Origin of the sequence: Aeromonas sp. INTO2 (genome assembly GCF_049860605.1) — a bacterium.
Lineage (GTDB): Bacteria > Pseudomonadota > Gammaproteobacteria > Enterobacterales > Aeromonadaceae > Aeromonas > Aeromonas caviae.
Genome location: NZ_CP187588.1, coordinates 782,245 through 793,668, shown reverse-complemented (window position 1 = coordinate 793,668; position 11,424 = coordinate 782,245). Strand labels below are relative to the sequence as shown.

Annotated in this window: 11 protein-coding genes, 1 tRNA gene, 1 pseudogene and 1 riboswitch; of the genes and pseudogenes, 6 read left to right on the top strand and 7 right to left on the bottom strand. The window is 59.0% G+C overall.

The genetic code is table 11. The annotated features are described in order from the left end of the window. Window positions 1–18: 18 nt before the first annotated feature. Window positions 19–294, top strand: a pseudogene (locus ACPW74_RS03830) (DDE-type integrase/transposase/recombinase); the annotation flags it as partial. Between the two features lie 416 nt (window positions 295–710). On the opposite strand, the gene ACPW74_RS03825 reads toward ACPW74_RS03830, so the two are convergent. Continuing rightward, window positions 711–800, bottom strand: a tRNA-Ser gene (locus ACPW74_RS03825). A 340-nt stretch (window positions 801–1,140) separates the two neighbouring features. On the opposite strand from ACPW74_RS03825, the gene ACPW74_RS03820 reads away from it, so the two are divergent. Both ACPW74_RS03820 and ACPW74_RS03815 read left to right on the top strand, forming a co-directional pair. Next, complete coding sequence (locus ACPW74_RS03820; protein WP_049636696.1) at window positions 1,141–2,058, top strand: L,D-transpeptidase family protein; 918 nt, start codon at window positions 1,141–1,143, stop codon at window positions 2,056–2,058. Between the two features lie 13 nt (window positions 2,059–2,071). Further along, window positions 2,072–3,064: a DUF481 domain-containing protein gene (locus ACPW74_RS03815; protein WP_425858571.1), complete on the top strand. Its 993-nt coding sequence runs from the start codon at window positions 2,072–2,074 to the stop codon at window positions 3,062–3,064. Between the two features lie 63 nt (window positions 3,065–3,127). Here ACPW74_RS03815 and ACPW74_RS03810 read toward each other — a convergent pair whose 3' ends face one another. From ACPW74_RS03810 to ACPW74_RS03800, 3 genes are all read right to left on the bottom strand, one after another. Further along, on the bottom strand, window positions 3,128–3,853 hold the full coding sequence (locus tag ACPW74_RS03810; protein WP_010673529.1) for a MaoC family dehydratase: 726 nt from the start codon (window positions 3,851–3,853) through the stop codon (window positions 3,128–3,130). A 235-nt stretch (window positions 3,854–4,088) separates the two neighbouring features. Continuing rightward, window positions 4,089–5,036: a 23S rRNA (adenine(1618)-N(6))-methyltransferase RlmF gene (rlmF, locus tag ACPW74_RS03805; RefSeq protein WP_425858570.1), complete on the bottom strand. Its 948-nt coding sequence runs from the start codon at window positions 5,034–5,036 to the stop codon at window positions 4,089–4,091. Window positions 5,037–5,187: 151 nt separating this feature from the next. Beyond that, a complete protein-coding gene (locus ACPW74_RS03800; protein ID WP_039039319.1) occupies window positions 5,188–5,676 on the bottom strand; it encodes a C40 family peptidase in 489 nt (162 codons plus the stop codon). A 276-nt stretch (window positions 5,677–5,952) separates the two neighbouring features. On the opposite strand from ACPW74_RS03800, the gene ACPW74_RS03795 reads away from it, so the two are divergent. Beyond that, window positions 5,953–6,675 (top strand): 4'-phosphopantetheinyl transferase family protein, encoded by a 723-nt coding sequence (locus ACPW74_RS03795; protein WP_214002701.1) that lies wholly within the window; start codon window positions 5,953–5,955, stop codon window positions 6,673–6,675. After that, window positions 6,672–7,520 (top strand): tetratricopeptide repeat protein, encoded by an 849-nt coding sequence (locus ACPW74_RS03790; RefSeq protein WP_425858569.1) that lies wholly within the window; start codon window positions 6,672–6,674, stop codon window positions 7,518–7,520. The genes ACPW74_RS03795 and ACPW74_RS03790 overlap by 4 nt, the downstream gene beginning before the upstream one ends. Window positions 7,521–7,660: 140 nt before the next feature. Here the strand turns inward: ACPW74_RS03790 and ACPW74_RS03785 are convergent, their stop codons facing one another. Beyond that, window positions 7,661–7,903 carry an Lpp/OprI family alanine-zipper lipoprotein gene (locus ACPW74_RS03785; RefSeq protein WP_010634682.1) on the bottom strand — a complete coding sequence of 81 codons (243 nt, stop codon included), beginning with the start codon at window positions 7,901–7,903 and terminating at the stop codon, window positions 7,661–7,663. A gap of 225 nt (window positions 7,904–8,128) precedes the next feature. Next, window positions 8,129–8,782 (bottom strand): 3,4-dihydroxy-2-butanone-4-phosphate synthase, encoded by a 654-nt coding sequence (gene ribB / locus ACPW74_RS03780; RefSeq protein WP_010673523.1) that lies wholly within the window; start codon window positions 8,780–8,782, stop codon window positions 8,129–8,131. 104 nt (window positions 8,783–8,886) lie between these two features. After that, a riboswitch (FMN riboswitch) is annotated at window positions 8,887–9,044 on the bottom strand. A 209-nt stretch (window positions 9,045–9,253) separates the two neighbouring features. Here ribB and purU point away from each other — a divergent pair. After that, entirely contained in the window at window positions 9,254–10,090 is an 837-nt protein-coding gene (gene purU / locus ACPW74_RS03775; RefSeq protein ID WP_029313992.1) for a formyltetrahydrofolate deformylase, read from the top strand. A gap of 58 nt (window positions 10,091–10,148) precedes the next feature. Here purU and ACPW74_RS03770 read toward each other — a convergent pair whose 3' ends face one another. After that, window positions 10,149–11,417 (bottom strand): DUF945 family protein, encoded by a 1,269-nt coding sequence (locus tag ACPW74_RS03770; protein ID WP_279981638.1) that lies wholly within the window; start codon window positions 11,415–11,417, stop codon window positions 10,149–10,151. Window positions 11,418–11,424: the final 7 nt, after the last annotated feature.

The following is an 11,424-nucleotide window of genomic DNA, read 5'->3' as shown; positions in this document are numbered from 1 at the left end:
TTTTTCGCACTTGAAAGTGCCTTGACGTCGATGATGCGGACGCTGGGGCATCTGGTTGGCCGATTCAAAGTGCGTCGCCTGATGAAGGAAGCGGGACTGGAGTCCAAGCAACCCGGCTCTCATGCCTACAAGGTCGCCCGGGCTGAACGACCAGACATCCCGCATCTGCTGGCGCGTGAATTTGCGGCCCCGCAGCCCAATCAGGTGTGGTGCGGCGACATCACTTACGTAGTATGGGCAGGTGGCCGCTGGCATTACCTGGCTGCGGTGCTCGACCTCCACACCAGACGGGTTGCAGCATGATGGTGCTCCATACGCCATCACCCCACCGTGTTGGACGCGGCAGGGAAGGCGATGTGTTTGGTTAATGGGTTGGCAAATGTGGTGGTGGCAACAAGATTGGCTAGCTGTGTTCAGGCTGCTAGTGTGTCCGGGGTGTAGTCGTGCAACGGAATGTGGTAACTGGTAGCTAGCAGGGTGTCTAGCTGGGTTAGCCAGCGGTGATCTGAGTTGTTGTACAGCCATTGCGTCAATACATTGCCCTGTTCGTTTTCATAGCGCATGTAGTGTAGTGGACTTGCCCTTGCTCCTGTCCAAAGAAAGCCAGACTTGTGTAACCTCAGCCAACATGTAATGGCATACCCAATGGCATACTGAAAAACACATAAAAACAAAAAACCCAACCTAATCAATAGGTTGGGCTTAATAAATGGCGGAGAGACAGGGATTCGAACCCTGGGTGGCATTGCTGCCACAATTGATTTCGAGTCAATCCCGTTCGGCCACTCCGGCATCTCTCCACGGGCACTCATATTGACCCAACCCTAGCCGGGAAATCAATGTAAATCTCGTTGCAGATCAGACGACTGGCGATAAAACCGCCATCCGGCGATCCCGCCCCTCCCAACGCCAGTGACTTTCACCCGGCAGCGCCTCCCCACTCACGGCCTCCACTTTGTGCCCGGTTCCGGGCGGGTGAATATGGCGAGCCTGATGGGCCAGTGACACCCTGTGACGCGCTCGCCACCGCCCTCCCGGCAGTCATGGTGCCGGACTGGTAATCCCCGCGGGATTCGTTGACAATCTCTGCTCATTTTTTGGAAGGGAACCCGTCCCTCGCCCCAGCCGATAGGAACAACCATGCTCAACACTCGTATCGTCTCACTGCTGCTGGCCGCCGCCAGCCTCTGGGCCGCACCTGTCTGGTCCAACACCTATCCCCTGCCGCCAGCGGACAGCCGTCTCATCGGCGCCCTGGAAGATTACATCGTACAGCCTGGCGATCATCTGGAACTGGTCGGCAAGCATACCCGGACAGGCTTTCTGGCACTGCTCGAAGCCAATCCCGGCGTAGACCCCTATCTGCCCACACCGGGCACCCGGCTCACTCTGCCGACCCAGATGCTGCTGCCCGACGTGCCGCGAGAAGGCATCGTCATCAACCTGCCTGAACTTCGCCTCTACTACTTCCCCAAGGGCAAGCAGGAGGTGATGGTGCTGCCCATCGGGATCGGTGACATCGGGCGCGAGACGCCGGAGATGACCACCACCGTCATCGCGAAAAATCCCAACCCGACCTGGGTGCCCGGCCCCATGGTCCGCAAGTCCTGGCTGGAGCAGAAGGGGATCGATCTGCCCGCCGTGGTCCCCCCCGGCCCCGACAACCCCCTCGGCAAGTTCGCCATGCGTCTTGGCTATGGCAACAAGGACTACCTCATCCACGGCACCAACAAGGATTTCGGGGTCGGTCTGCGAGTCAGCGCGGGTTGTATCCGGCTGCGCCCGGATGACATCGAAACCCTGTTTGGTCTTGTTCCCGTCGGCACCCCGGTCCGTGTCATCAACCAGCCGGTCAAGATGGCGGTGGAACCTGACGGTCGTCGCTGGCTGGAGGTACACTCTCCCCTCTCCCGCACCGAAGCGGAGATGGCACAGGGGGCGCCGCTGGTGCTCTCCCCCGAAGCCGAGCAGTTCATCGCTGCCCCCGACATCGACAGTGCCCGGGTGACCGCCCTGCTCGAGCACAAGAGCGGGCTGCCCAAGCCCGTGAGCGGCTGAAGGCCTGACCACCATGAACAGAATCAGTCATGTGGTTTGCCTGTTGTTTCTGCTGCCTGGCTCCGCGGCGATGGCGGACATCCTCTGGATGCGCAACGGCGATCGTCTGAGCGGGACCATAGAGGAGATCACGGACGAGCAGATCCGTATCAAGCCCGCCTACAGCCAGGCCATGACGGTCCCGCGCCACGCCATCAAACGCTGGCGTCTGGACAAGCAGGAGAAACCCAAGACGCTCACCAAGACGGGGATCCCCCTGCTGGGCTCTCCTGATGAGGCCAATGCCTGGCTGCTGACGGGGAACGGGGATCTCAACATCAAGCTCAAGGAGAACACCAAGAAGACCAACAACGTCAATCTCAAGGTCTCCACCGAGTTTGCCAATCTGGACTGGCGTTACAGCCTGGATGGCGAGTACATCTACGAAACGGCGAACAACATCACCGACAGCCACGAGTACAAGCTCAAACCCAAGCTCGACTTCTTCTTCGACGATCACTGGTTCCTGCGATCTTCCGTAGACATCGATTACAACATGATCGAGGCAGGCTATCTGGAGATTGACTATGCCTCCGGTCCCGGATACCGCTTCTGGAATGACAGGCAACGCCGGCTGGAGATCATCAGCCAGCTCGGCCTGGAGCGGGCCTATTTCAGGCCGGAGGTGTGGAGCAACTCAGACCTGTTTGACGACAGGATCATCAATTACCCCTTCGTCAGCCTGGGTTGGGACTACCGGCAACCCTTGGCACTCTTGGAAGAGAAGTTCGAGCTGTTTGGCAAGGGCAGTTATGAAAGGTTCGTCGACCAACCATCCCCCTATCTGACCAGAAAGCAGTCCGTCAGCGGCAGCCTGGGCCTCAGGTATTACTTCAGCGATCATTTGCGTCTCTCCTGGTCAAGCGAACTGGATTGGGACGATGCCTGGCTCGACTACCACGGTCTGCACAGGGATGTGAGCGAGAAAGAGTGGCGTCACCTCATCACCCTGGGAGCGAGTTTCTGACCCGCCAGAAACGACACAGGCCCACCGAAGTGGGCCTGTGTTCATGGACGCAAGACGAGCGCGTCAGAAATAGATCCGGGTGACCGACTCGATGACGCAGCCAGGGCGGCGGATCCCCTCGATCTCTATCTTGATCTCCTTGAGGAGCTCGATGCCGCCCTTGATGGGCGTGACACGCGACAGCTTGGTACGGGCGCGGATATTGCTGTCCACCTTGATGGGGTAAGGGAAGCGGACCTGCTCCAGGCCGAAATTCACCACCATGCGAGCGGTCGGGAACTCCGGCGTGCTCTCGTCCACCGAACCGGTCAACTGGGGCAGCAGGGCCAGAGTCAGGAAGCCGTGGGCAATGGTGGTCTTGAAAGGAGACTCGGCCGCCGCACGCTCGGGATCGGTGTGGATCCACTGATGATCGCCGGTCACGGTCGCGAACTGGTTGATCAACGCCTGGGTGACCTGCAACCACTCACCCACATGGGTCTCTTCACCGATGCGGGTCTGCAACTCGGCATAGAGTGCCGCCGCTTCGCCTTCGAGCTCCACCACGGGATCCTGCGCCAGGGCAGGCTGGCCATTCGCTACCTGGGTGACTCTGGCAGCCTCTTGCTGGCGGGCATCCTGGGACTCCCCCTGCAAATCCAGCACTCTTCCCAGCAAGGGGTGAAGGTGTGCCTTTTGCTGAAACTCACGCCAGTAGTCGCGGATCGCCGGAGAGAGCCAATCCTTGAGCTCAAAGGGGTGTTGCGCCAGAATTTCGCGCTTGTGCTTCAGAAAATCGACAACTTTCATTTACCGATCCCTATTCGATTCAAAGCCTGTAAAGAGGTCTAACCAGTCCTATTTTATGAAAGTTTCATCAGCAAGTACAAAAAAATCTCGGCGTACACCTGTACCAGGCGCGAGAGTGGTCACTAACATGCGAGCAAACACGGGCAGGAAAACGATTGAATGGAAGGCTGCAAACGAATCAACATCTGATCTGAAAAGAGACGGGGCCCGTGTCGCCACTGAGCCCCGTCCTCGATCATCTCCCCTGGGCGGTCCACCAGCTCTTGCGCTGCCCATCGTCCAGGAAACTCCAGGCGAGGATCCGGCTCACCTTGTTGCCTTGCGCCATGTCGAGCACGCGAACCTCCCGCGCCCCCACCCGAGCCAGCGCCTTTCGTGCGGCAGGCAGATTTTCCTTTTTCGACACCAGCGAGCTGAACCAGAGGCATTGGCTGGCAAACTCCTTGCTCTGCTCTATCATGGCCGCCAGAAACGCCGCCTCGCCCCCCTCGCACCAGAGCTCGGCCTTCTGACCGCCGAAATTGAGCACGGGCGCCCCGGCCACTGCCTGGCCCTTGCCCAGGTTGCGCAGCTTGCGTTCCGTCCCCTTGCTCGCTTCCGCCAGAGAAGTATGAAACGGCGGGTTGCACAGAGTCAGGGCAAAGTGCTCCTTCGGCCCCAGGAGCCCGCGAAAGACATGCTTGGGGTTACCCTGATGACGGCATGTGATCTGGTTGCCCAATCCATTGCTGGTGGCCAGCAGGGTCGCCGCCTTCACCGACACAGGATCGATGTCTGAGCCCACGAAGCGCCAGCCATACTCCCGGGCGCCCAGCAAGGGATAGATGCAGTTGGCCCCGACACCGACATCCAGCACTCGAACCTGCTTGCCCGTCGGTACGCATCCCGCGCTCTCGGCCAGCAGATCCGCGGCTCGATGCAGGTAGTCTACCCGACCCGGAATGGGCGGGCAGAGATAGCCGGGGGGCAGATCCCAATGCGCAATGCCATAGTGCAGTGCCAGCAATGCCCGGTTGAGCGTCTTGACGGCGGCCGGATCGGCAAAGTCCAGGGTTCGGGTGCCGTGCTCGTTGGTGAACACGAAAGGCGTCAACGCCGGGGTACGCTGGCAGAGCGCGTCGAAGTCGTAGGGTGCCTGATGGCGATTGCGCGGGTGCAATCCGGTTTTCTGCTGGGGTGTCATGCTGGACCTGCCGAGGATCAAGGGGGCCACACTATAGAGAGTCGACCAGGGAAAGTCTAAACGAGGGTCATAAAAAAACCGGGCCCTGAGGGCCCGGTTCAAGTGAGGTTGGAAAAACAGTCCGTACTGCGAGCCGTTTGTCCAGCCTGACTCAGATGTCTATCCGGCGTGCCTGCCAGAATTTGCTGCGCCAGTAACTGCTGTCGAGCTTGGAGCGTGTCACCCCGGCGCGGGTGGAGGCATGAATGAATTCGCCATTGCCGACATAGATGCCCACGTGATTGAGGCGGCGGTTGATCTTGAAGAAGACCAGGTCTCCTTCGACCAGATCCTGTTTGGAAACCCGGGTGCCTTCATGGACCTGGGAGCGGGTATCACGGGGTAATTCGATGCCGACTGCATTGCGGAACACTTCACGGGCGAAGGCGGAGCAATCGATGCCTCGCTGGCTGCTTCCTCCCATCCGGTAAGGAACGCCGCGCCACTCTTTGTATACGGTCAGGATTTCGTTGACGTCAGGGGTTGGTGAAACTTCGGGTTCAATCACGGGTTCCATCATGGAAACCTCGATCTTGCTCGCGACCTCGGGTTGGGGTGCCGATGCACAACCCACCATTCCGAGCGCGACCAGCAGTAGCATCAGGTGGCGCAATCCTTTATCCCCGCAAAAAGAGTGAAACTTGTTAAAATGCAGCCCGAAAGGGCAATTTATAAGGCAACAGCACCCGACTATATCCAAGAATTCTATCGAGGCAAGCGAAAATCCCAATCGACCTCACATTTTTGCAAGGAAATGCTCTGTTTAGCGCAATTTATGTGATCATGCCCAAACAATATACAATCTTGAAAGCATCGGTTTTGAGCGCATCAAACGGACTGTTATCGCTATTTCACCCCCATTTTTAAGTGAAATATTATGCTATCTGCGGATCTCTATTTGTTAAATACGGCAAGCGTTGATGCAGACCTGGTGATCAGGCTGGCATCCGAACTCGCCCCGGATGAACGCCGTCACTGGCACGAGATCCACCAGGCGGGTCGCCAGCATGAGTACCTGCTCGGCCGGGTGCTGCTGCGCCGCCTGCTGGCCGAGCGACTCCATTGCCGGGCCGATGCCCTGACTTTTGGTATCGGTGCGCATGGCAAACCGACACTGCTCAGTCATCGCTGGCAGTTCAACCTCAGCCACAGCGGAGAGTGGCTGGTGATCGCCCTCTGTGAGGAGGGCCCCCTCGGGGTGGACATCGAGATGGGAGTGCGTCACCGCCCCATACTGCCGCTGGCCAAACGCTTCTATGCGCCAAGCGAATACCAATGGTTGAGCGCCCAGCCCCGAGAGGAGCAACATTCGGCCTTCTATCGGCTATGGTCTCGCAAGGAAGCTGTGCTCAAGGCGCATGGCGATGGTATTTCCGCCGGGCTCGACAAGATCTGCTTCCTTCCGGAGCAGGCATGGCAGCTCAATAATCATCTCGACAATCGCCACTATGAAATCCGTGACTGGCCCACGGGCAGCGGATGGCTCAGCCTGGCTGCCCCGACCCGCCGGGTCGATGCCCATCTGCTGGATGCACGCTTGAATTCCACCCCGCTGGACCCCATGTTGATCCACACCATTTTTCGAGAGTCAGCCTCATGATCGTCGACATCACTCCCCAGAACTTCCACGCAGAATTGCTCGATGCGTCCATGAAAAAGCCGGTCGTCATCTATTTCCACGCCCCCCAGATGCCGGAGAGCCAGGCCATGACCCCGCAAGTGGAAGCGCTGGTCGGCCCGGCCAATGCGGCGGTGACCCTGGCCAAAGTCGACATGAACGACCCCCAGTTGCAGCCTCTGGCCAGCCAGCTTGCCTTGCGCGCACTGCCCGCGCTGGTGCTGTTCCATCAGGGGCGCCCGGATGAACAGGCCATTCTGGAAGGGCCGCAGGATGAAGCCACATTGCGCCAATATTTCGCCGCCTTTGCCCCCAAAGAGGAGGAGTTACTGCTCGATCAGGCAAAGCAGGCGCTGGAGAACGGGCAAGCCGATGTGGCGCACACCCATCTTGGCCAGGCCCATCGCCTCGCCCCCGAGCGTCACGACATCACGCTCTGGCTGATACAGGCCGCGCTGGATCTCAATCTCCTTGACGAGGCGCAGAGCCTGCTTTCGACCATCCCCATGGTGGCACAGGATGATCATTACCAGACCCTGAGCTCCCGCCTCTCGCTGGCGCTGCAGGCCAGCGACAGTCCTGAGCTGCGCGCCCTGGAGCTACGCCACGCTGAACAGCCTGATGACCATGCCCTCGCCCAGGAGCTGGCGGTGCTCTACAGCCAGGTTGGTAGACAAGAGGAGGCGTTGGCCCTGTTGTTCACCATCCTCAAACGTGATCTCGCCTTTGGCGATGCCAAGAAGATCTATCTCGATGTGCTGGCAACCATGGGTGCGCACCCTGCAGCGCAGAGTTATCGTCGCAAGCTCTACAGCCTGCTCTATTGAGCGACAGGAAAATCAGATGAGGGGATGCCGATTCGTCGGCATTGCCTTGTCAGGCGGGTATTAGCGGGAAAAACGCGGGTATTTGACGAATTTCAGGCAAAAAAAATGGCGCATTGAAATGCGCCATTTTTTCGCATGGATTACTTCTTGTAGGAAGTAGCCATGTTGTCGATGCGCTGGTTAGCACGCATAGCTTCTTGCTTGGCTTCTGCAACATCAGCAGCGATCTTGGACTGATCAGCACGAACAGCGCTAACATCTTGAGCCAGTTGGTCAACTTTGTTAGACAGATTCTGAACGGAAGTTTCCAGTTCGCTGGTGTTTGCACAACCGCCCAGCAGAGCGGACAGACCAACAACACCTACTAACAACATTTTTTTCATTTTTAAAAGCTCCCTTTAACTCGCCAGACGTTTAGCAAGCGGCGTGATTATGGCACAAAAAAATCATAGTTTGGATAGGCCTCATCACAGATAAATGCGTTAAAACCCTCATTTTTTTTTAGTTGCACACTTTCCGTACAAACTTTAAGCAAAAATGAGTGTCCCTGGATGAGGTTCGCACAAAGCGTAACCAAAATTTGGGCTTATTACAATTTCGTATGAGGCTCAGGCTGAACGTTCTGACAGCAATTGACGATATTGCACCAGATCTTCGATGGTCAGGACCGGCATCCGGTGCTGGCGACCGAAGGCCACCAGGTCCGGCAACCTGGCCATGGAGCCATCTTCCTTGGTCAACTCGCACAATACTCCGTAAGGTTTGAGCCCGGCGAGCTGCATCAGATCGACGGTCGCTTCCGTGTGACCACGGCGGGTCAGTACCCCACCCGTACGGGCGCGCAGCGGGAAGACATGGCCGGGTCGATGCAGATCGGAGGGCCGGGCGCCGTCGGCGATGGCCGCGCGGATGGTGGTGATGCGATCGGCGGCGGACACCCCGGTGGTCACCCCCTGCGCCGCTTCGATGGTCACGGTGAAGGCAGTCTGATAGTGGCTGGAGTTGGCCTCCACCATCATCGGCAGCTCGAGCTGGCGAACCCGCTCGTCGGTCAGACAGAGGCAGACGATGCCGGAGCACTCGCGGATCATCATGGCCATCTGCTCGTTGGTCATGGTTTCTGCGGCAAAGATGAGATCGCCTTCGTTCTCGCGATCTTCATCATCGGCCACCAGCACACCCTGACCGGCACGCAGAGCGGCCAGCGCGGCTTCGACGCGAGCAATGGGATCACCGAATTCACTGAGTAGAGACTGATTCATGGTAAGACTCCTAAAAAAGACAAGGACCAGAATCAGGGCATGGAAAGGCAGACAGAAGTAGCCATGCGGCGGCCAACCCGGCAGGGTCTGGCCAGCAATATCTGTCTTATCCTCTTTCATCCGGACTATGACCGTCGGCTCCGGCATCTCACCGGATCTGCTGACCCCGTCCCGGATGAATGCCGGGTCGGGCGCTCGCGGGCTCCCCGAGTCACATCGGGATACCGCCGGTGGGGAATTTCGCCCCGCCCTGAGAATAAGCGCAGACAGCCTAAAGAAAAAAGACGCAGGATGCCAGCCAAAAACCCATCAAAGACAAACCGGGAGCTGGCTGCACTGCAATTTTCGCGCGAGCACCACCCGATACACGGCGCGCTGTCCTTTCTGATTTCGTTTGTGGCATAGTGCCAGCAAAAACGCGCGCGCCCGCGCAGACCGGGTGCCAACATCACAAACGGAATCATGACAGAGATGGAAAAGAAAATACTGCTGACCGATTGCCCCGACGCCAAGGGTCTCATCGCCAAGATCACCAACATCTGCTACAAGCACCAGCTCAACATCAACAAGAACGACGAGTTCGTGGATCACGAAAACGGCCGCTTCTTCATGCGCACCGAGCTGGAAGGGCGCTTCAACGACGAGACACTGCTGGCCGACCTCGATGATGCACTGCCTGCCGGCGCCCAGCGTCGTCTCGTCAAGGCGGGCAAGAAGCGCATCGTCATTCTGGTGACCAAGGAGACTCACTGCCTCGGCGACATCCTGATGAAAAACTATGCCGGCGCCCTGGACATGGACATCGTCGCGGTCATCGGCAACTACGACACCCTCGCCGAGCTGACCGGCAAGTTCGACATCCCCTTCCACTGCGTGAGCCACGAGGATCTCAGCCGCACCGAGCATGAGGAGCAAGTGCGCACGCTCATCGATGGCTACCAGCCGGATTACGTCATCCTGGCCAAATACATGCGTGTGCTGACCCCAAGCTTCGTGGAAGCCTATCCGCGCAAGATCATCAATATCCACCACTCCTTCCTGCCTGCCTTCATCGGCGCCCGCCCCTATCGTCAGGCCTTCGACCGCGGGGTCAAGCTGATTGGTGCCACCGCCCACTTCGTCACCGACGATCTGGATGAAGGCCCCATCGTCGAGCAGGACGTGATCCACGTCGATCACACCTTCAGTGCCGATGACATGGCCAAGGCCGGACGCGACGTGGAGAAATCCGTGCTGAGCCGGGCGCTGGAACTGGTGCTGAACGAGCGGGTCTTCGTCTACGGCAACAAGACCGTCGTGTTCAAGTAAGCGGCTGCGCGCACCCAGAAAAAAGGCTCCCGAGGGAGCCTTTTTCATTGCGCGGCACTCACGGGTGCAGCGGCAGACCATTGACGGTCACGGCCCCTTTGTCGAGCTTGAGCTCGGCCTGAAGCTGTGACTCCTGCGCCTTCAGATATCCCATGGCAGTGAATTGCTCCAGCATGGGGGCCAACTGGGGAACGGCCTGGCCCAGCTTCTCCCCAAGGTGGGCATGAAGCAGACCGGAGAGTGCCTGCATCCCCTCCTCGCTGCCCATCAACTGTGCCAGGGTGGTGGACGCCAGCTTGGCCTCCCCTTGCAGGCTGACAGGCTCACCGTTCAATCGCGCACTCAGGTCCGCCAGTTCCAGCGTGGCCCCTCTCTGGAGCATCTTGTCCAGCGCTTCCTGGATGGCCGCTTCGTCCACCCGTTTGCTGCTGGCCTCTTGCAGCGTCTGATACCCCTCGAGATCCAGCCCCTTGAGGGAGAGATCCAGATTTCCCTGGGTCAGCGCGAGCCGGTCTTCCTCGCTCTCCATGTTGAGGGTCGCCACCTTCATCTGATAGCGAGTGGAGAGCGTCTGAAGATCGTCCCCCGCCAGCTCGGTGGCCGTGGTCAGCCCCTCCAGCGTGATCTTGACGTTCCCCGGCTGGGTCAGGGAGAAGGCCGTAAGGGTCGCATCGCTGCGGGGAGAGAGCCAGAGCCCGCTGATCTCGGCCATGTCGGCACTGCCCTTGAGATCCGCCAAGGCCAGATCTGTCTTGCTCTGGGCATCGTGGACCGTCATCCCCAACCAGTGGGCGGTGAGATGGCCATTGCCGTCGAGATCCCCGCGATAGTCGCCGTTCAAGGGCAGGAAGGTGAACTCGTTGAGCCCCTCCTTGACCTTGAAGTCACTCACCCAGAAGCGGGAGCTGTTGCTCATGGTCCAGAGGCTGCTCGCCGATTCTGCCCCCAGTTGCCACTGCTGCATCCCCAGGGAGGTCAGAATGGGCGCCAGCGTGCCCTGTGCAGTATCAAGCTGGAGGTGACTCTTGATATAGAGCGGCAACAGGCGGCTGTTGAACGCGAACTGCATCTCGATGGGTTCGCTTCCCGCCAGTTGGGGATCAAAACTCGCCAGCGTCTGGGGCGGCACCACCACCTTGAGCACACCGTCGCGGGTAAACAGATTCTCCGTCTCTGGGCTCCAGGTGACTTCGATCCCGCTCTCCTGCTGCGCCCTGGCGATCTGCTCGGCCAGGATCCGGTCGAACGTATTGCCCGTGTACCAGCAGGCGCCAAGCCCTCCCACCACCAACACGGCTCCGACAGCCAAGGCCACTTCTTTCTTCATCAGTTCT

Bases quoted from the DNA above. Each gene is read 5' to 3' on its own strand.
- ACPW74_RS03820 (WP_049636696.1), top strand. From the start codon at position 1,141: ATGCTCAACACTCGTATCGTCTCACTGCTGCTGGCCGCCGCCAGCCTC.
- ACPW74_RS03815 (WP_425858571.1), top strand. From the start codon at position 2,072: ATGAACAGAATCAGTCATGTGGTTTGCCTGTTGTTTCTGCTGCCTGGC.
- ACPW74_RS03810 (WP_010673529.1), bottom strand. From the start codon at position 3,853: ATGAAAGTTGTCGATTTTCTGAAGCACAAGCGCGAAATTCTGGCGCAA.
- rlmF (WP_425858570.1), bottom strand. From the start codon at position 5,036: ATGACACCCCAGCAGAAAACCGGATTGCACCCGCGCAATCGCCATCAG.
- ACPW74_RS03800 (WP_039039319.1), bottom strand. From the start codon at position 5,676: ATGCTACTGCTGGTCGCGCTCGGAATGGTGGGTTGTGCATCGGCACCC.
- ACPW74_RS03795 (WP_214002701.1), top strand. From the start codon at position 5,953: ATGCTATCTGCGGATCTCTATTTGTTAAATACGGCAAGCGTTGATGCA.
- ACPW74_RS03790 (WP_425858569.1), top strand. From the start codon at position 6,672: ATGATCGTCGACATCACTCCCCAGAACTTCCACGCAGAATTGCTCGAT.
- ACPW74_RS03785 (WP_010634682.1), bottom strand. From the start codon at position 7,903: ATGAAAAAAATGTTGTTAGTAGGTGTTGTTGGTCTGTCCGCTCTGCTG.
- ribB (WP_010673523.1), bottom strand. From the start codon at position 8,782: ATGAATCAGTCTCTACTCAGTGAATTCGGTGATCCCATTGCTCGCGTC.
- purU (WP_029313992.1), top strand. From the start codon at position 9,254: ATGGAAAAGAAAATACTGCTGACCGATTGCCCCGACGCCAAGGGTCTC.
- ACPW74_RS03770 (WP_279981638.1), bottom strand. From the start codon at position 11,417: ATGAAGAAAGAAGTGGCCTTGGCTGTCGGAGCCGTGTTGGTGGTGGGA.